Genomic DNA, 19,749 nt, shown 5'->3' with positions numbered 1-19,749 from the left:
TACCCTGATGTCAACCGAGTTTCTGAGTGACATACCCATTGAACGCTCAGTGTGACTGATAGGTCGTTATGATGTAATGGACGTCCCTCTTCATCGTAAACCCAGCCACACTTATGCTGAGTGATTCTCTTTTCAACGGTACAGCAGCATGAACGCGATAAAGTCATCGGTATCGATCTGGCTAAATTTGTCTTTCAGGTATGTGTTTGGATGAGTGACGCAGCCATTGCATCTAACCGTAAACGTAGGGGGCTGGCAGTGGTTCTGGATTTATTTTCCCGTAAGCCAATAGGCTGGGTCATGTCGTTTTTACCTGACTCAGTGCTGATGGGGAAAGTATTAACGATGGCTTGAGACGTTAGGGGTAAACCGGCGGGAGTGATGTATCACTCTGACCAACGGAGTCACTACTACCAGTAGATAATTCAGATGGTTAGTGTGGATGTATCGGCTCAAATAGAGCATAAGTCGTCGTGGGAATTGCAGGGGAAATAGCCCAATGGAGCGTTTTTCCGCAGTCTAAAGTCGGAGTGGGCACCCAACTGTGGATACGCGAATCTTAATGAAGTAAATAGAACCATAATGAATTATATCATCGGTTATTAATGTCAGCTCAGACTCCGCCAATATAATGCTGGATTAACACCTAAGGAATCAGAGCGTTTGTATTGGGAAAACTTTAAAACCGTGGCCAACTTTTGTTGACCACGTCAGTTTCTGATCAGCGATATGGGCAGGTAACATCAAAAAAAAACAATGCGTTACCTGGCGGCGCCTTAATACGACAGAGCCTTACATCGAATATAATGTGTCAATTGAGTCGTGTAACTTAGCAGCTAATGCTGAAGTGACATATTTCTCCGTCACCACCTCAATATAGACACCACAATCACATGTTTCTGCATACTCAATGGCGTCATTCAATTCTTCGCATGTCGTGACACGAATGCTGAACCAACCTTCACAACCCATTGCCTCTGGTAATTTACTGTATTTCCATTGAGCCAAATCGTTGTAATAAATATCACTGTCTTTACAGAGTAAACGTTCGATCAAATAACCGTCATTGTTAAGCACGATAATAGTAGGTTTGAGGCCATAACGATGGAACTGGCTGATCTCTTGAGCTGTTAACTGGTGGGAGCCTTCTCCTGTGACCAGAACGGTTCGCTTTTCTGGTGCTGCGATGGCTGCACCTAATGCTGCGGGTGTGGCCCAGCCAATGGAACCCCATAACGTTTGATTATGGAATGTTGCACCTTGTGGTAGCAGCGCAAAGCCCATCCCCATAGACACAGTGCCAGTCTCTGCAACGAGGATATCGTCAGGTTTCAGCATTTCCTGCCAGCGAGAATAGAGGTAATCAGCGGTTATTTTTCCTGTCTCTGAAACCAATGGTATCGCGGTAGCGTGAGGCATGGAGGTTGTTTCTGTTCTTCTTACCACTTTTCCGACCAGAGAAGTCAACACATCTCGCATCATCACGTTGTTATAACGCGTCTCGCCGATCTGCACAAATTCGGGTTCGATGTTAAGGGTATCGGCACGGGAAAAATCTGCGGTAAAAGCACCGGTATTAAAATCAGATAACATGGCACCTATCTTCAGGATACAGTCACACCCTTCAACAAACTCACTCACATCATCATTCAGCAAGTGGCCATTGTAGATCCCGACATAATTAGGGTGTGATTCATCCAGGACGCTCTTATCCATAAACATGGTTGCAAACGGGAGATTGGTGCTGTTCACTAATTCCAATGCCTCTTGGCGCAAGTTATGGCGCGCAATCGATATCCCCGGCAAGATACAGGTTTTCTGGCTGCGGTTTATACGCTCTGCGATAGCCTCTACAGCCAAGCTCAAAGCCGCCGGGTTACTTTGTGCTGCCGTGGCTTGTGGTACGTCAGACTCGATAATTGGCATCTCAGCATAATCACTCGGAAAGCCCATATACACAGGCTTACGGTAACGGAGAGCCGCTGCGATAAGGCGCTCTGTTTCAGCCACACAGTTTTCCGGTGTCATGATGGCGTGAGCACAAACAAAGTGTTTGGTTGCTTCATAAAATGCGGTGAAATTACCATCACCCAGCGTATGGTGAACAATCACACCTGATGCCTGAACCGTGCTTGATGGCATACCGACCAAATGAAAAACAGGTAAAGACTCGGCAAATGCCCCTGCGACACCGTTGAGAGCGCTCAGCTCACCAACAGCAAAGGTCGTATTTAGTGCAGCCATACCGCGGATACGAGCATAACCGTCGGCAGCATAAGCGGCATTTAATTCGTTACAGTTCCCAATCCAACGCAGTCGTGAATCTTCACACACCGCATCCTGAATAGGGAAGGCAAAATCGCCTGGAACACCAAAAATATCGCTGATACCTAAATCATACAAACGTGAAAGTACATGTTGAACAACTGTCTTAGTCATGATCTTTTCCTAACTTACTGATAAGTAGTGTGGGTGTTTTTGTAGTATTCCTCTCTTACCCTGATAATGGAAATGCCTTATAATTATGCAACTCATAACAAATTGTTATCCAAGCGAGGATGTATGAAGTTACGAGAACTGCATTACTTCGTCGAAGTTGTTCGTAATAATGGATTTGGTCGGGCAACCGATAAACTGTATGTGACACAACCAGCAATCAGCCGTGCGATTAAGCAACTGGAGGGGGAATTAGGAGGGGAGTTATTGATACGTGACCCCAAAGGGGTGCGTTTAACAGAAAGAGGGCGTATCTTATTCCGCCATGCGGAAAATATGCTCCAGCAAGAGCGCAATTTGCATAGAGAACTGCTCGACATCGGAGAAGAAATCAGCGGAACACTACGTGTAGGGTTACCACCGGTCATCAGCTCTACCTATTTTCCACAAGTCATACTTTACTTCCGCAATCGCTGTCCACTGGTTGAATTAGAGATCATCGAAATTCCGACGACTGAATTGGAAAGAGCGCTACAAGAAGGCAAAGTTGATATTGCGGCAGGCATATTGCCACTTGAGTCGCAGAATTACAAAACGCAGTTATTTGCAACAGATTCTCTGGTTTTAGTCGTCCCTAATACACACTTATTAGCTAATAAGAGTAGTGTCACCTTGCCTGAGTTTGCTAATGAGCCCTTTATACAATTCACTGAATCATTCAAAATCAATGAGTTGATATTATGCGCATTTGGCTTATATGGATTAACCCCTAAAGTTGTCGGACGCAGCAGTAACTTTGACTTAGTCACCGCTATGATACATTCGGGTATGGGTGTCTCTTTACTTCCTGGTTCAATTTGGAAAGATAATACAGCGTCTGTTTTTACTACTATTCCTGTTATTCAACCCCCCTTATTGTATGATTTAGCCCTGATCCGTCGCTCGGGGAGTTTTGTTAGCCGTAGCTGTCAGGCTTGGATTGATGTTTCAGCTGAAGTGATAGGTTTTACACCTGAACCTGATTTTGGACAGTAGCCTGCCTCAGGCAATAATGATGAATTCACCTGTGCGGTGACCAATGCCGCCAGCGCATAATTAATTTCAGCATCAAAGTTACGCCGAAAATTCATTTCAAGCCCAGAGGGATATACACCAGCCCAGCGGACTCGGGTAGGGTGCTGCCGTGCCGTGTTCTATGCGATAGCTTAACGATCATCGCTGGTATTGCGGGAATTTTTCTTTAATTACAGCCAATTAACCTGCCAGTTTTGACTGACGTTATTTTCTCTGACAGACTCGTTTTATTAAGGTAGGTGCAATGTTAGCGGAGAACACTATGACTAACCGTTATGATACGGATTTCTATGGTTGGACTCAGGATCAGGCTGATTTGCTGCGCTCTGGTAGTCTAAATCAGTTAGACACCCAAAACCTTTTGGCGGAAATAGAGAGCATGAGGAATAGCCAACGAAGCGAGCTGGAATCCCTTCTTGAGGTATTGTTCCTCCACCTCCTGAAGTGGGTATTTCAACCTTCGCACCGTGGTCGTAGTTGGCAACTCACCATCGCTGAACAGCGACGTAAAGTTGCTCGTCGGTTCTCGAAAAATCCAAGTATTAAACGAGAGCTTGATGAAATGACAACGGATGCTTATGGCGATGCCATTTTATCGGCAGCCAGAGAAACCGGCATGGATGACAAGGTATTCCCTAAATCCTGCCCGTGGACATTTGATCAAATCATGGATAGTGACTTTTATCCTGAATAGTATTGATGTGGTGTTCTTTTCTTACGGGTGCTTTTTTTACAATATACTTGGTTAGCTAAGGAGGTGTTTTATGACAGTCCAGGCAAACATGCATGAAGCAACATCTCGCTTGAGTCAGCTTGCTGACAAAGCCGCAGATGGCGAAACAGCCATTATCACCAAGGCAGGTAAGCCCTATGTTCAACTGGTTCCCATAATGCAAAGAGATCGGGTACCAGGTGGATATGAGAATAGAATCATTATTGATCAGCGCTTTAGTGAAGCAGATGTAGAAATCCAACGGATGTTTGAGGCCGGTGAATAAAACGCCTCCTGATTGATACCCATGTATTTATCTGGTAGTTGACAAATGATCCTTCACTTGGCTCTTTAGCCCGCAGTGTGATTTCTAAGGGCGGCAATATTGTCTATGTTAGTGCAGTTACTCCATGGGAAAATCATTGATAAATTACATGCTACAAGATGGCGACGCTGCTACCCCGAAAACTTTTATCTGGGAACTGGCCCGTCGTTCGCCACAGCACAAGGAGCTACTTATGACGATTGCGCAAAAACTGAAACAAGAAGGCCGCCAAGAAGGTAGGCAAGAAGGCCGAGTGGAAGGAATACAGATCGGTGAGGCTAACGGGCTTAAGAAAGGCAAGTTGGAAGTTGCCCGTACTATGCTGGTCAATGGTCTTGACCGTGCCACAGTAATGAAAATGACGGGGCTGAGTGATAAAGATCTAACGCAGATCCACCATTAATCATTCACTATGATCGGTGTGGAAAGTGAAACTCCATCAGAACGCCGCCTCTTTCCGAGTGTGTTATCGGTTAAAATAACTAAGTTGAATCAATAAAACTCTCGCAATTTATATATCAATGCGTTCTCTTAAATTCCATTTTTTTGCTTACACATACGCTATATAGCATTGCTCTATAGCTAGGCATTGTATATACTTTAGTCATAATTTATATAGAGGAGGCTCAACATGTCACAGGGCACCATTTTTACAAACAATCGTACTCAAAATGTACGTTTACCGGTGGATATGCGCTTTCCAGAGAATGTTAAATCAGTGACGGTCAGAGCTGTAGGGAATGAGCGTATCTTGTCACCCGTTGAAAACTCTTGGGATAGTTTCTTCTTCAATAGTCCGCGTGTTTCAGACGATTTTCTGACGGAACGTGCAGAACAGCATCAATCAGAGCGTGAATTATTTTAATGCATAAGTACATGCTTGATACGAATATCGTTATATACGTCATTAAACGCCGGCCTATAGAAGTGTTAGGTCGGTTTAACGCTAATGCGGGCAGAATGGTTATTTCTTCCATCACACTTGCTGAGTTATTGCATGGCGTAGAGAAAAGCGCGGCGCCTGAACGCAATTTGAGTGTTGTAGAGGACTTTATTTCACGTCTTACTGTACTGGATTATGACGATAAAGCCGCAATTCACTATGGTTCGATACGTGCGAGTCTGGAGCAAAAAGGCACACCCATAGGTGTTAATGATTTGCATATCGCAGGTCATGCCCGAAGCACCGGATTGATATTAGTCACAAATAACCGCAAAGAATTTGATCGCGTGCCTGGACTGATTGTCGACAATTGGTTAGGAAAATAACTCGAATCAGAACAATTGTGGTTACCATCAGCCACAAAAATAGTACGTTGAAATTATTGATGGTAATAACCGCTGTAATTGCAAAGCCCTGAAAGTGCGGAAACACCGTCAGGGCGTCAGTTTTTGTAATGCCTCAACCACGGGCATATCCCGCGCCGTGTTCGGGCGATAATGCAACAGGCTTCGACTGATACCCATAATCCGGTACCCGCGTCGTTCGCTGGTCTGATGTTCCGTCATAACGTAACGCACCAGCTCACGTTTTTCAGGCACCGTTAAAGTTTTTTTGCTACAACATCCTTAAGAATTTCATGATCTAAGCTTAGAGAGGCATACATCTGCTTTAACCGGCGATTTTCCTCTTCCAGCTCCTTCATTCGTTTAATATCAGAGGATATTATGCCGCCGTATTTATATTTCCAGTTGTAATAGCTGGCTTCGGACACACCGCTTTCGCGGCAGACATCCTTCACATGCCGAGTCCCTTCAACTTCTTTAAGAACCCGTAAGATTTGAGTTTCAGTGAAACGCGCTTTCTTCATGATGAGCCTCCGTTGGTTGTATTTTAACCAGAGAACTCCATTAAGCTGTAAGACTAAATTAAGGCGGGACTACAGCACTATTTTTATCGATAGTGACCACTTCAGGTTTGCCGTGGTGTCGAATGGCTTTGCGAAAGAAGCGTAATGCCGCTGTAGCATCCCGTTTGGCGGTCAGCAAAAAGTCGATGGTCTGGCCTGAAGTACCCACCGCGCGGTACAGATATTTCCACTGGCCTTTGATTTTGATGTAGGTCTCATCCATACACTACCGACGTCCCACGCTGCGTTTATGCCGACGGAAAGCCTTATCCAGCAAAGGTACCAAGCGGATAACCCAGCGGTGTAACGTGGAATGGTCAACGGCAATACCGCGTTCAGCCATCATCTCTTCGAGATTGCGCAGACTCAGGGCGTAAGCCAGATACCAGCGAACACACTGTGCGATAACAACGACGGGATAATGCAGGCGACGGAAGGCTTTTCTTATTAGAGACATGGTCAGGTAACATCAGAAAAAAAACAGCATGTTACCTGACGACGCCTTAAGGCGACACAACCACTCAAAGGCCTATATTATACATCAGATCCAACTAATTGGATGCACTACCTATAAACGGCATTTCATTTCAAATGAGAATTGTATTGATAATCATTACCGTTATGTATAATAATGCATTCAACATCTATTAGGTTGGAGGTAGAAGGTGTCAAATACAGATAATTTAATTACACCTTCACCTGTAGGGGTAAGAGCGGATATAGCGCAGCTCTTTGAGCAAACCTTCGCTCATTTTTCTGTAACGTTTAAAGTGGATTCCTATAATATCCCTTCCAAAAGTATGAGTTTCAATCATTGGTCAAATGATGATAAATTTCCGTCACTGATGGAAATTTATAAAAATGAGTATTACGGCAGTAATAATATAAAACCGAATCAGAAGGCACTTTATTCGCTATGGACACAATGGTATTTCGGCCTGGTTATTCCTCCAATGATGTTGTTATTAATGGAATATCCGCAGGAAATTGACTCCGACTGTCGAAACTTTAAAGTGGCATTTCATGATAGCGGCAGGCCAGATATTATTTACTATCAGCTAAAATGGAAAGATCAGGGCGCGGAAAATTTACTAGAACGTTATTATGCACTGATTAACAACCATGTTATTCCAATAGCTAATAAAATTGAGTCCTATCAAGGTATAAACGGGCGATTACTGTGGAATAACATCGGATACCTGATGTACTGGTATCTGAGTGAGTTTAAAAAACGCATGAAAGAAGATGTTTATCAGGCTGTTATTCAAGGTCTTTTTATGACTATGATCCTGCCTGATGGTCGCGAAAATCCACTTTATCGCACAGTTATACTACGTAATGGCACCCTGCAGCGCCGTAGCTGTTGCCAGCGTAATAAGCTACCGGGTGTGGGTAATTGTCATGATTGTCCGCTAGAAATAATGCTATAAAGGCATTATTTATTCTGAAATAACCTCTTGCTTCTGGCTGGTGGTTTTTTGTAGTGACTATTTAACTCTCTCTTAGAGTTGTCGTCTATATATCCAGTAATCATTGCTTATAATAAAAATATCATGGAACAGTAATCTGAGCGCATCTATATATATTATAAGGATATATCATGTACGAAGTAGCCCATACTGAAACCCCTTTTTTATCAGGGAGTGATGATATAAGTGAAGTGCTTTATTTAGGAAGCTTCCTAAATAAACAAAGTGCCGACAATTATCAGGAAGAAATCAATAATGTCACTGAAAGAATTAAGGGTATATTAAAGGTTGTTGATAAACCCTTTAGCGGGATATTACCGAATGAATTGTCACCGCATATTTCTGGAATAAACCTGGATAATCCACTGACCTCACTGGATTCTGCGCTGGATGAATTACAACAGTTGTATATTAAAGATGCTGTTTATTTTCATCATCCTAAATATGTAGCGCATTTGAATTGCCCTGTAGTGCTGCCGGCGGTGCTGGGGGAAAGCATTATTGGTGCGATTAACTCCTCTTTAGATACCTGGGATCAGAGCGCAGGTGGCACGCTGATTGAACAGAAAGTGCTGGATTGGACCCGAGATAAAATAGGGTTAGGTGAAGAGGGAGATGGGATTTTCACCAGCGGCGGAACTCAATCTAATTTAATGGCTATGCTACTGGCTCGCGATCATTTTTGCCATCAGCGAGATCCCGCCCATAAAAATCAATTACAGGGACTCCCAGCCGATTTTCACAAATTCCGTATTTTCACATCGGCGGTTAGCCACTTCAGCACGCAAAAAGCGGCCGCATTATTAGGCTTGGGTTACAACGCAGTGGTTCCTATTCCCTACGACAGTGAATTTATAATGGATACTCACGCCTTGATGTTAAGTATCGAAAGCTGTCTGGCGCAGGGAAATATCCCTTTAGCGGTGGTGGCGACCACGGGAACCACTGATTTTGGCAGTATAGATCCTTTACGTCCTATTGCAGCTTTAGCTCAGCAATATGGCCTTTGGCTGCATGTTGACGCGGCCTACGGTTGTGGTTTGCTGGTTTCTTCCCAGCATCGGCAACTGCTCGCCGGTATTGAGATGGCGAACTCTGTGACCGTGGATTACCATAAATCCTTTTTCCAGCCGGTGAGCTGTAGCGCCTTCTTTGTCAAAGATAAACAGCATTTTTCCTATTTGACCTATCACGCCGAGTATCTCAATCCGTTAAGCGCATTACAGGAAGGAACGCCCAATCTGGTGAATAAAAGTATCCAGACCACGCGGCGATTTGATGCCCTAAAGATGTGGCTGACGCTGCGTATTATGGGCGCAAAGCAATTGGGCCTGGCTTTCGAGCGATTAATGGAGACCGCGCAGGTCGCTTATCAATTAATGCGGCCGAACCCATATTTTGAATTGTTGCATCGACCCACGTTGAGCACGCTGGTATTCCGCTTTATACCGCTGGATTTCCACAGTGATGCGGAAACTGATCTCACCAATGCTTATATTCGTAAGGCGTTATTCCGAGAGGGAAATTCGGTGATTGCCGGAACCAAAGTAAATGGCCACCAGTATTTAAAATTTACCTTTCTGAACCCGACTACTGGGATTCAGCATTTAAATGAAATTATTGATGCCATTATAACCCACGGGCAGAACTATGCGAGTCAGCATCATGTCGCCGCGCCAAACAAGGAATAATTATGTCCATGCGACCTTATGATTTTATTGCCATCGGCATTGGTCCTTTTAATCTTGGATTGGCATGTTTAACCCAACCGCTGAACGATGTTCATAGTTTATTCATCGATCAAAATCCAGGTTTTGACTGGCATCCAGGGATGATGCTGGAAAGTGCTACTCTGCAAACACCCTTTATGTCGGATCTGGTAACTTTAGCGTCGCCAACGCACCCGTTGAGCTTTTTAAATTACATCAAACAGCAGGGCAGAATTTATTCCTTCTATATTCGGGAAAATTTCTTTCTGATGCGTAAGGAATATAACCAATATTGCCAATGGGCCGCCGCGCAATTGCCTAACCTGCGTTTCAATACTCGGGTTGAAACCCTGGAGTATGATGAGGAAACCGCACTGTATAAGCTGCGTTGTCTGGACTTGCGCACCGGCGATTATCACGAATGTCAATGTAAAAAATTAGTGTTAGGGACTGGGCCATCGCCGTGTATTCCGGAATGCTGCCGACCGTTCACCGCGAAAATGGTGACTTCTGGCAATTATCTGGATAACAAAGCGGCCTTGCAGAAGAAGGCCTCTATTACCTTGTTAGGCAGCGGACAGAGTGCGGCGGAGATTTTTTACGATCTACTCAGTGATATAGATCGCTTTGGTTATCAACTCAACTGGCTCACGCGTTCCCCCCGTTTCTTTCCACTGGAATACACCAAGCTGACGTTGGAAATGACATCACCGGAATACGTCGATTACTTTTATAACCTCCCGGCAGAAAAGCGCGATGAGCTGAATCTAACCCACAAACAATTGTACAAAGGTATTAATAGCTCGTTGGTCAACGACATTTTCGATCTGCTGTACACCAAGCGTTTGGACGGTGTCCTAAATGTGAATTTGTATACCAACAGCGAATTACAGCAGGTGGAGGAAAATCGTAATGGCAAAGGACTGAGTCTGTCTTTATTACAGCATGAACAGAATCAGCCGTTCACTTTGGCGTCCGAAGGCATGGTATTGGCTACTGGGTATCAATATCAGCCGCCGTCGTTTATCGAAGGTATTCGCCAGTTAATCCGTTGGGATAATAAAGGCCGATACGACGTTCAGCGCAATTACAGTATTGATCGCCACAACAGTATTTTTGTGCAAAACGTCGAGCTGCATACCCACGGTTTTGTTACGCCGGATTTGGGAATGGCCTGCTACCGTAATTCTTGTTTGATCCGCGAAATAACCGGGGTTGAACATTATCCTATTGAAGAAAGCATTGCTTTCCAGCGTTTCAGCGTGCCAGCACAGGGAATCACACAATGACGCAGGCGACGGCGAAAATTAACCCACTGACGCCAGTGGAAATCGGCGGGTTCACACTGCGACCTTTAGATTTGATGCAGGATATTGGCTGGCTGAGTAATTGGGTCAGTCGCGAATATGCCCAGTACTGGGGAATGCAAAATCATCGCGAGTCACAGGTACTGGCGTTTTATCAGGAATTACTCGACCGGAAGCCGGGCAGCGTATTTGTTGGGATGAAACATCAGCAACCTGCCTTTTTGCTGGAACGTTATCTCGCCAAAGAAGATGTAATTGCTGAATATTATCCGGCGCAGCCGGACGATGTTGGCATGCATATTTTGGTCGCTCCACCGATAAATAAAGTGGCAGGTTTCACTTGGCGCGTATTTCAAAGCATTATGGCGTTTATTTTCAGTGATCCACTGGTGGCGCGTATTGTGGTGGAGCCGGATGTACGAAATGAGAAAATTCATCGCCTGAATAGGCTCGCCGGTTTTGTTTATCAGCAACGGTTAGAAATGCCTCACAAGACGGCATGGCTGGCTTTTTGCACCAGAGAACAACATCAACTTGCGCTTCAGTCTGCGCGTCAACTGGAGCGTCAATTATGATAGCCAATTCCGTCGCTGCCGTTCAGCCCCACGGATTAGCCGTGGCGCATTTGCAGCCGTCACTATGGCAAAAAGTGAATCGTTTGCACTTGTGTAAAGCTATTTCCGAGTTTTCCCACGAGCGCTTATTCGCTCCTCAGGCATTGATGAGTCGACAGGACGGTGAGGGTTACCATCCTTACCAACTGGTTACGTCAGATAACCGGCTTCGTTACGTTTTCCGCGCCCGCCGGTTGGCGCTGGATCACTGGCTACTGGATCCTTCGTCTTTGCAGAAAACCGTTGATGGGCGACTGGTCGATTTGGATTCGCTGTTATTTATCATTGAATTCAAAGATGAACTTGGCATTAGCGACGCAGTGTTACCGACTTATCTGGAGGAGATTACCAGTACCTTATACAGCAGTGCGTATAAACACAGTCGGGTGGGTATTAGTGCGTCTGAACTGGTCAACGCCAGCTTCCAGCTATTAGAGCAGGAAATGATGGAAGGTCATCCTTCCTTTGTCGCCAATAATGGGCGTATTGGTTTTAATGGGCAGGATTTCCAGCAGTTCAGCCCGGAGGCCGCTTCGGACGTTCATTTGGTCTGGCTGGCCGCGCATAAAAGCAAAGCGCATTTTGCCAGCATCGAACAGCTAGATTATCGGCAACTGATGCTGCAAGAGTTGGGCGAGGAAGCGCTGGCAGAATTTGAGCAACAGTTGATCGCCAAAGATCTCAATCCGCAGGATTATCTGCTGATGCCGGTGCACCCATGGCAGTGGCTGAGCAAAGTGTCTTCGGTATTTGCTGCGGATATTGCTAACCAAATGCTGGTGTTCTTAGGGGCGGGGAAAGATGTCTATCAGGCTCAGCAATCGATTCGGACTTTTTTCAATCGAAGCGAACCGCTACGATATTACGTAAAAATGGCGCTATCTATCCTGAATATGGGCTTTATGCGCGGATTGTCACCTTATTATATGGCTACCACTCCGGGCATTAATGAATGGCTGTTTGAGCTGGTGGAAAAGGATGAGACGCTGCGCAGCTACGGTTTTAAGATTTTACGTGAAGTCGCCAGCGTGGGTTTCCGCAACAGTTATTACGAACAGGCGGTGAGCGGGGATACGCCGTACAAAAAAATGGCCGCAGCCTTATGGCGAGAAAACCCGCTGCAATTGATTCAGCCGGGTCAGCAGGTGATGACTATGGCGGCATTGCTGCATCTGGATCAGCAGGGCAAGGCGTTTTTGCCTGAGCTCATTACTGCCTCCGGATTGTCCACAGAGCAATGGATAGCTCGTTATTTACAATGTTATTTATCACCGCTATTGCACTGTTTGTATGCCTACGATCTGATGTTTATGCCCCATGGGGAAAATATCATTCTAGTGCTGGAGAACGCCGCACCTCAGCATATCTTTATGAAAGACTTGGCAGAGGAAATTCTGGTGATGAATCCTGCCGCAGATTTACCGGAAAAGGCGCAGCGGATCAAAGTGGATATGCCGGTGGATATGAGAACCCTGACAATTCTTTCCGATGTGTTTGACGGCGTATTTCGCTATCTGGCGGCGATCCTCGATCAGCAGGGGAATTATTCAGAAGGGCGTTTCTGGTCTGCGGTGGCGAACTGCATTTGGGAATATCAACGGCAGCATCCTGAACTGGCCGGGCAATTTGCACGTTATGAACTGTTTACTCCCGAAATTAAGCGTTGTTGCCTCAATCGGTTACAGTTAGCCAATAATCGCCAAATGCTGGATTTAGCCGATCCGGCACAGAGTCTGAAATTTGCCGACGATTTGATCAATCCATTAGTTACTTTTGGCATACCTGCCGTTTAGTTATCGGGGACATCAATACTACTGTGCCCCGGAGGCAATTTTCCGGGGCGTTAACTCTTGGCTGAGGGCCGGACTAGCGAGGGCGATAGCGAGGAATAACTAAGTGTTTACCTGATTCAGGGTCGGTAATAATTCGGCAACTTAGGCCGAATACTGCCTCAATACTTTCTTCAGTCACTATGGTTTCTGGCAATCCTTCGGCAAAAATCTTCCCTTCTTTTAGCATGATAAGGTGAGTGGCATAGCGTAGCGCCTGATTAATGTCGTGCAAGACCAGCACCAGCGTTTTGCCCTGCTGATGCAATTGTTGACATAAATCCAGTATTTCAATCTGATGGGCGATATCCAGATAGGTAGTCGGCTCATCCAGTAACATTATTGGAGTATGCTGCGCCAAAGTCATGGCAAACCACGCACGCTGCCGCTGCCCACCGGATAATTCACTGACCATCTGTTGCGCTAATGGCTCCAGGTTGACCGCCTTAATAGCTGCGCGAACGATATTATCGTCTGCGGCAGACCATTGATGGAAAAAGGATTGGTGGGCATAGCGGCCCCGTGAAACCAAATCGAAGACCGTCAGGGCTTCGGAGACGCCAGCACCTTGGGAAAGTAGCGATAGCTGGCAGGCTAAGGTTTTAGCTCTGATATGCTGAATATTTTCCCGATCCAGTTTGATACAGCCACTTTGTGGCGATAAACCGCGACTTAAAGCGTGCAATAGCGTCGATTTCCCACAACCATTTGGCCCAATAATTACGCTAAAAGACCCGTTTTTAATGCCAACGCTGAGTTTATCGACGATAGTCCGCGGGCCGTAGCTTAAGGACAATAAGTGAGTCGTTAAACGTGGCTCATCGGTGTGGTACTGCGTTGCGGCCAATGACTCCGAAGATAACGGCGTAGAAAGGAAGTCTAACTCGCGTGGGGACGTCATTTTATTCTCCTGACTTCAGCGTACAGCAAATACATCAAATAGATACCGCCAACGGCTGCGGTGATTACGCCGACCGGAAGCCGGGAGGGCGTGGGCAGCAGCAGAGTGATAATATCTGACGCCAGCAGCAGTAGCGCGCCCATCAACGCGGTGCACAGCAGCGTGATTCCTTTGGAACGGAGCAGATGGCGGGTAATTTGCGGCGCAGATAAAGCGATAAATGCAACCGGGCCAACCACCAATACCGCTGCGGTAGCCAAAGCTATTGCCAGTAACAGACTCAACAGATGTGTCAGACCAACGTTGACGCCCAATGACTGGGCAACCCCGCTCCCCAGACTCAGAAAGTTAAGTTGACGACTGAGATACACCAACCCCGGCGTTACTACGCTTAACGTTAGGCCGATAATCCATACGTCGCACCAGTTTTTCTCCGCCAGGCTGCCGCTGAGCAATGCGGCCATCTGGTTTGCCTGTTCCAGCCGTACTTGCGAAATGGCGAAGTTGACGAAAGCCATGCAAAGCGCACCGACGGCAATACCTGAAATAACAATTTTCCCTGAATGAGATAGGTTGTTAATACTGCCTGCGTAGACCAATGCGACGGCGCAACAGGCACCGAGGAAGGCACCTACGGGGACAGGAATGACGCCCGGCCAGAGCAACAGGGTTGCCACTACGCCAGCGGAGGCACCGGCGGTAATGCCAATAATATCCGGGCTGCCTAATGCATTACGGGTAGTGGTCTGGAAAATAGCGCCAGAAATTGCCAGTGCGGCTCCGGCTCCTAATGCGACTAAAGCGCGGGGAAGCCGCAATTGCAGCAAAATAAAATGCTCAAATTGACTGCCTTGTCCGGAGAGGACATTGAGCGTTTTTACCCATTCAAACCCGTTATGGCTCAATACCATGGCGACAAGCAGGCATAACAATAGAGTAGGTAACATCAGCAGCAGATAACGCTGCGTAGCGGGAACCGGAGCCAAAAACACCCAAGATCCCAGCGTTAGCGTTTTACAAGAATTAGTGGGAGGCATCGGCAAATCCTTTTTTACGATTGGCGACCGCATAAAGCAATGGGCCTCCCACTGCGGCGGTAATCACGCCGACCATCACTTCGCCTGGAGCAATAATCACTCTGGCGATGATATCGGCAGTTAACAGTAGAATTGGCCCGACCAACAGGCTGTAGGGCAACAGCCAACGGAAATCACTGCCAATCATCGCACGAACCAAATGAGGTGCGGCCAGACCGATAAAGGTGATTGGGCCTGCCAGTGCCGTTGCCCCTGCGGCCAGCATGGTCGCGCCAATTAAGGCCATCCACCGGGTTTGTATCGTATTGGCACCCAGCGTAGTGGCGATATTCTCACCGAAAACCATGATGTTAAGGGACGGCGCAATAGCGAGAACGAGGGCTAATCCGCCGATAAAATAGGGCACTACCGGCAGCATAGCCGTCATCGACATACCCGACAGTGAGCCAAGCACCCAGAAGCGATAGTTCTCTAACACGGCGGGATGGAGTAACACCACGCCTTGCACATAGGCGAACAGGCAGGCATTGATCGCCGCACCAATCAGTACCAGACGGGTTGGATTGCTATTATTTCTGCCACCGCCTAACAGATAAAACAGCAGGGTTGCCAGCGCAGCACCGATCAATGCAGGCCAAAAGCGAGGAATAGCGGCCAGCGCAGGAAAAAAGGCAAAGCTGACGATGATAGCCGATGCGCCCGCGTTGACGCCCAATAAACCGGGATCGCCGAGTGGATTACGTAGCAGTCCTTGCGTAACGGCTCCGGACAATGCCAGCGCCGCACCGGCCATCAGACCAATTAAGGTTCGGGGCAATCTGGCATCTATCACCAAATCGTTATAGTTACGGTCATCGGCGCTGAAATAGTGCCAGACCGCGCTGAGAGGTAAGGGTTTGGCTCCTAACGTCAGGCTGGCAAAAATGCAGAGTAGGGCGAGCAGCAAGAGTCCTATCCAGCCCCAAATGCGGCATGCTCGCTGCCGCCGATGAATCTGCTGAGTCATGGCGGAGTCTCCGAAACGGCAGCCAAATGGCGCGCTTTCTTAGCGATCAGTGGCATAAAGCGTTGCAATCCCCAGTCGACGCTTAAAGGCGTGCCGTAGGACATTGCCATCACTATTGCCTGATCGGTCATCGGGATGTAGCCACCGTGGCGCACTGCCGCAATTGCATTAAATAATGGCTGCTGTTCTACTCGCTGGCGCTCCTGTTCGCTGTTGTACCAGGTCACTAGAATATCTACATCATTCAGTCGGTCAGCATTTTCCAGCCCAAGATTTGAGGCGAAACTGCCTCGGGACGCGGTCAGGTTTTTAATTGAGGGAGCCAATTGCAGGCCGGTTGCAGAGAGCGTATCCACGCGAGGATCGCCCGCGACATATACCGATAGATTGGCATTGTTAGCCGCCGCTTTAATGTAAGCGAAGCGCAGTCTCGCTATGCCCGGCACCGTTTTTCCCGCATCGGCCAGAGTGCTTTCTAATTGCTGTAGTAAATCCTGAGCCTGTGCTTCTTTACCCAAAGTATGACCGATCAATTCAATCTGCTGGCGAGTAGATGTCAGCCAGGGCAAGCCGGGATAGGCGACCACCGGCGCGAAGCGCGACAGCTGATCGTATAGGCTTTGGCTAATACCTGACTGAGTGGCAATAATCACATCGGGCTTCAGGTTAATTAGCTGCTCAATATCCAATTCGGGATACATGTGCAGAATTGTCGGTAGAGTTTGTCCTTGCTGTTCCAGCGCCTGACGAAACCAGGGCAGATAACCCTGCTCGTCGCCGCCCCAGCGATGGGATTCAATGCCAATCGGAACCTGCCCCAGCGCCAGCACAATATCCTCCGATCCGGCTCCCAGAGTCACGATGCGCACCGGCGGACGCTCAATCACCGCAGTACCGAGAGCGGTCGCTACCTGCCGTGGGAAGCCTTTTTCACGAGCCGCTGTTACGCCGTCTGGCGCAGAAGCGTTATCGCAGCCGGAAAGCAAAAAAACCAGCGCAAGCAGGCCGGTTAATACAGCCACTATTCTCCCCGTGCGATGACGGACGAATCCATAGGGACTTCGGGAATTATTTATTAATAACATTTGGGTCGAAAGTTTTTCCTTAGCGTTATCACAAGCAGCCACGGAGCCGAAAATCTCGCTCCGTGGTGTTGGCGGTATTAACAATAATCAGAAGGTGTAACGCACGGTGGCATCCACATTACGCGGCTTGCCCATCAGGTATTGGCTGTACTGACCAATTTGCGAGTAATAATGCTGATTGAATAGGTTATCCAGATTCACCGTAAGCGACAGTTGCGGAGTGAACTGATAGCGGCTCATCAGGCTGTATACCGCAAAACTATCCTGACCCACGCGCTGCACGCCGGTCGGGCTGGTTACATCGCTGTAGGTCTTGCCTTGCCAGTTGACACCGCCGCCGAGAGTCAGGTCTTTCATCGGCCCTGGCAGGGTATAGGTGGTGAAAACTTTCAGGACTTTTTGCGGAGTGATCGGAGTGAAAGTTTGCCCATTTGGCCGTTGCACATGATATTGGGTGTAACCGGCGAACAGGTTCCAATTTTCAGTGACTTTCCCGCTGATTTCCGCTTCAAAACCACGGGTTTTAGTCCCGTCTACGGCATAGTAAGGGCTGCTGTTATCTGGCAGGCGCGGCGCGGTGGTATCCGCTACCGGCATGTTGTCCTGACGAATTTCAAACACCGCTAACGAGTAATCAATGCTGTTGTCGAAGGCGACGCCTTTCATTCCCACTTCGTAGTTTTGCCCACTGATCGGGTCCAACAATTGGTTATCGCGATTGCGGCGATTTTCCGGATTAAAGATTTCGGTGTAGCTGGTATAAACCGAAAAATTGCTGTTGATGTCGTAAATCAGGCCGCTGTATGGCACGAACTGATTTTTATATTTGGCATTTTGCGGCGTGCCAAAGTTATCGCCCTGGGTTTCCCAAGTGGTCAAACGGCCGCCGAGAATCAACGTTAACGGATCGTCCAGAGAAAGCTGAGTCACCACATATTGCGCGGTTTGATCGTTGCGCCCTTTAGAACCGTAGGCGCGAGTATTGCTCCAGATCGGTTTAGGATACTGCCAGCCCGGCTGAGTAAAATCCCCCAGACCGGGGCAAGTACTGCGGGTGCTGCAATTGGCAGGATTGTAATAGTCGTTATCAAAATTCTGGCGCTGGTGGTTCCAGCCAAAGCCAAGCTGATGCTGACGCCCAAATAGACTGTAGTGACCGTTAACCTGAATATCATAGTTTTGTTGACGGCGAGTTCCGTCAATAAGCGACATACTCCCTGGGCGCATGCCGATATTGGTCGTGCGATCCGGATAACCATCGGCCCACATCACGTTTTGCAGCAGTTTATCATTATCAAAAGTAAAGGTGCCCTTGATGTTCCAGCCGTTATCGAACTGGTGTTGCAGGCTGCTAAACAGCGACTGGGTCCGAGTTTCGGAAGAAGCCCAGTCCGGCGCGGTGCTGGCCGATCGACCATAATGAGTGCGGCCACCGTCGCTGTAAAACAGCGGCAACCCGCCAAACATGCCTCCTCGGGTCATATTGCGTTGAGTATCGGCACCCAAGGTCAGCAGGGTGTCTGGCGTCAGATCCACTTCCAGAATGCCGTAAAATGGATTGCTGCTTTGGTTGTATCGGTCAACGAAAGAATGGGTATCCTGATACGCCGTAACAAAACGCCCGCGGACGCTGCCATCGCTATTCAGCGGACCAGAAAGATCCAGCGTAGTACGCCATTTATCCCATGAGCCAGCGCTGGCAGAAACGCTGCCGCGAAAATCCTGAGTCGGGCGTTTACGTACCAGATTAATCACAGCCGATGGGTTTCCCGGCCCGGTCATTAAACCTGCCGCGCCTCGTACCACTTCAATCCGATCGAACATATCGGTATCCAGCGTATTATCGCCGTAATTAAAACGGGTATCGTAAAAAGTTGCGACGCCGTCGCGCATAATATTATTCACACTCATGCCGCGTGAGGTAAAACCGAAGCGATCGCTATCAAACTGGCGAACGTTCAGGCCGGTAATATTATTGACCGCGCTTTCTACGCTGGTCAGGTTTTGATCGCGCATACGCTGTTTCGTCAGAATACTGACCGACTGTGGCGTTTCGCGAGCAGAAATATTCAGGCCGGTGGCCGTAGACATTGAAGAGGTATTATAACTGCCGCTGTCTTCCGTTACGCCAGCGTGGTTTAGCGGCGAGGCAATTACGGTCATGGTCGTTTCTTCAGCGTTGTTTTTCGGCGATGACTTCTCGCTGTCATTATTATTATCGCTGGCGGCATAAGCGCTACCCAATAGCGATAAATTAGCGACAAAAAACCATGCCACGGGTTTAACTCTGTGCGAAGATTGCAGGTGAATCTGATTCTTGCCGTCACTTCTTTTCATTATTCTTTTCGCCAAATATAAGGTTGTGCCACTGGGGTGGGCTGCGACCCACGCCGCT

General features: G+C 47.6%; 16 protein-coding genes and 4 pseudogenes. 12 read left to right on the top strand and 8 right to left on the bottom strand.

The features are described from left to right. Positions 1–204: 204 nt before the first annotated feature. A pseudogene (locus tag YALDO0001_RS21980) lies at positions 205–705 on the top strand (DDE-type integrase/transposase/recombinase); the annotation flags it as partial. Between the two features lie 87 nt (positions 706–792). On the opposite strand, the gene YALDO0001_RS12215 reads toward YALDO0001_RS21980, so the two are convergent. Further along, positions 793–2,439, bottom strand: coding sequence for an alpha-keto acid decarboxylase family protein (locus YALDO0001_RS12215; RefSeq protein ID WP_004703603.1), 1,647 nt, complete (start codon positions 2,437–2,439; stop codon positions 793–795). 123 nt (positions 2,440–2,562) lie between these two features. Between YALDO0001_RS12215 and YALDO0001_RS12210 the strand changes: the two genes are divergently transcribed. The 6 genes and pseudogenes from YALDO0001_RS12210 to vapC all read left to right on the top strand — a co-directional run bounded on the left by YALDO0001_RS12210 (position 2,563) and on the right by vapC (position 5,816). Beyond that, positions 2,563–3,471, top strand: a complete 909-nt coding sequence (locus tag YALDO0001_RS12210) for a LysR substrate-binding domain-containing protein (protein WP_004703601.1) — start codon at positions 2,563–2,565, stop codon at positions 3,469–3,471. A gap of 301 nt (positions 3,472–3,772) precedes the next feature. Next, positions 3,773–4,204 carry a DUF29 domain-containing protein gene (locus YALDO0001_RS12205; RefSeq protein WP_042839973.1) on the top strand — a complete coding sequence of 144 codons (432 nt, stop codon included), beginning with the start codon at positions 3,773–3,775 and terminating at the stop codon, positions 4,202–4,204. A 70-nt stretch (positions 4,205–4,274) separates the two neighbouring features. Continuing rightward, the gene (locus tag YALDO0001_RS12200) at positions 4,275–4,508 is read left to right on the top strand and encodes a type II toxin-antitoxin system Phd/YefM family antitoxin (protein WP_086016813.1); all 234 of its coding nucleotides are present in this window, start codon (positions 4,275–4,277) and stop codon (positions 4,506–4,508) included. A 130-nt stretch (positions 4,509–4,638) separates the two neighbouring features. Beyond that, a pseudogene (locus YALDO0001_RS12195) lies at positions 4,639–4,950 on the top strand (Rpn family recombination-promoting nuclease/putative transposase); the annotation flags it as partial. Positions 4,951–5,178: 228 nt separating this feature from the next. Further along, entirely contained in the window at positions 5,179–5,412 is a 234-nt protein-coding gene (gene vapB / locus YALDO0001_RS12190; protein WP_042546888.1) for a type II toxin-antitoxin system VapB family antitoxin, read from the top strand. Continuing rightward, positions 5,412–5,816: a type II toxin-antitoxin system tRNA(fMet)-specific endonuclease VapC gene (vapC, locus tag YALDO0001_RS12185; RefSeq protein WP_042839936.1), complete on the top strand. Its 405-nt coding sequence runs from the start codon at positions 5,412–5,414 to the stop codon at positions 5,814–5,816. Before vapB ends, vapC begins: the two co-directional genes overlap by 1 nt. A gap of 117 nt (positions 5,817–5,933) precedes the next feature. On the opposite strand, the pseudogene YALDO0001_RS20790 reads toward vapC, so the two are convergent. After that, positions 5,934–6,358: pseudogene (locus YALDO0001_RS20790) on the bottom strand (transposase); the annotation flags it as partial. 73 nt (positions 6,359–6,431) lie between these two features. After that, positions 6,432–6,854, bottom strand: a pseudogene (locus YALDO0001_RS20225) (IS6 family transposase); the annotation flags it as partial. Positions 6,855–7,062: 208 nt separating this feature from the next. Between YALDO0001_RS20225 and fhuF the strand changes: the two are divergent. The 5 genes from fhuF to YALDO0001_RS12140 all read left to right on the top strand — a co-directional run bounded on the left by fhuF (position 7,063) and on the right by YALDO0001_RS12140 (position 13,289). After that, complete coding sequence (gene fhuF, locus YALDO0001_RS12160; RefSeq protein ID WP_042839934.1) at positions 7,063–7,827, top strand: siderophore-iron reductase FhuF; 765 nt, start codon at positions 7,063–7,065, stop codon at positions 7,825–7,827. Positions 7,828–7,997: 170 nt separating this feature from the next. Then, on the top strand, positions 7,998–9,557 hold the full coding sequence (locus tag YALDO0001_RS12155; protein ID WP_004703579.1) for a pyridoxal phosphate-dependent decarboxylase family protein: 1,560 nt from the start codon (positions 7,998–8,000) through the stop codon (positions 9,555–9,557). Positions 9,558–9,565: 8 nt separating this feature from the next. Further along, the gene (locus tag YALDO0001_RS12150; RefSeq protein ID WP_004703578.1) at positions 9,566–10,864 is read left to right on the top strand and encodes a lysine N(6)-hydroxylase/L-ornithine N(5)-oxygenase family protein; all 1,299 of its coding nucleotides are present in this window, start codon (positions 9,566–9,568) and stop codon (positions 10,862–10,864) included. Continuing rightward, the gene (locus YALDO0001_RS12145; protein WP_049596217.1) at positions 10,861–11,457 is read left to right on the top strand and encodes a GNAT family N-acetyltransferase; all 597 of its coding nucleotides are present in this window, start codon (positions 10,861–10,863) and stop codon (positions 11,455–11,457) included. Before YALDO0001_RS12150 ends, YALDO0001_RS12145 begins: the two co-directional genes overlap by 4 nt. Continuing rightward, the gene (locus YALDO0001_RS12140; RefSeq protein WP_042839931.1) at positions 11,454–13,289 is read left to right on the top strand and encodes an IucA/IucC family protein; all 1,836 of its coding nucleotides are present in this window, start codon (positions 11,454–11,456) and stop codon (positions 13,287–13,289) included. Before YALDO0001_RS12145 ends, YALDO0001_RS12140 begins: the two co-directional genes overlap by 4 nt. 73 nt (positions 13,290–13,362) lie before the next feature. On the opposite strand, the gene YALDO0001_RS12135 is transcribed toward YALDO0001_RS12140, so the two are convergent. The 5 genes from YALDO0001_RS12135 to YALDO0001_RS12115 all read right to left on the bottom strand — a co-directional run bounded on the left by YALDO0001_RS12135 (position 13,363) and on the right by YALDO0001_RS12115 (position 19,691). Beyond that, complete coding sequence (locus YALDO0001_RS12135) at positions 13,363–14,226, bottom strand: ABC transporter ATP-binding protein (RefSeq protein WP_082167981.1); 864 nt, start codon at positions 14,224–14,226, stop codon at positions 13,363–13,365. Further along, positions 14,223–15,263 (bottom strand): FecCD family ABC transporter permease, encoded by a 1,041-nt coding sequence (locus tag YALDO0001_RS12130; protein ID WP_042839930.1) that lies wholly within the window; start codon positions 15,261–15,263, stop codon positions 14,223–14,225. Before YALDO0001_RS12130 ends, YALDO0001_RS12135 begins: the two co-directional genes overlap by 4 nt. Further along, positions 15,250–16,269, bottom strand: a complete 1,020-nt coding sequence (locus tag YALDO0001_RS12125) for a FecCD family ABC transporter permease (RefSeq protein ID WP_042839929.1) — start codon at positions 16,267–16,269, stop codon at positions 15,250–15,252. The genes YALDO0001_RS12130 and YALDO0001_RS12125 overlap by 14 nt, the downstream gene beginning before the upstream one ends. After that, entirely contained in the window at positions 16,266–17,291 is a 1,026-nt protein-coding gene (locus tag YALDO0001_RS12120; protein WP_004703565.1) for an iron-siderophore ABC transporter substrate-binding protein, read from the bottom strand. Before YALDO0001_RS12120 ends, YALDO0001_RS12125 begins: the two co-directional genes overlap by 4 nt. A gap of 150 nt (positions 17,292–17,441) precedes the next feature. Continuing rightward, positions 17,442–19,691: a TonB-dependent siderophore receptor gene (locus tag YALDO0001_RS12115; protein WP_042839927.1), complete on the bottom strand. Its 2,250-nt coding sequence runs from the start codon at positions 19,689–19,691 to the stop codon at positions 17,442–17,444. Positions 19,692–19,749 lie beyond the last annotated feature (58 nt).

Source organism: Yersinia aldovae ATCC 35236 (genome assembly GCF_000173735.1).
Classification (GTDB): Bacteria; Pseudomonadota; Gammaproteobacteria; order Enterobacterales; family Enterobacteriaceae; genus Yersinia; species Yersinia aldovae.
Note: the sequence above shows the minus strand (reverse complement) of the source record. Positions and strands in the feature narration are given on the sequence as shown.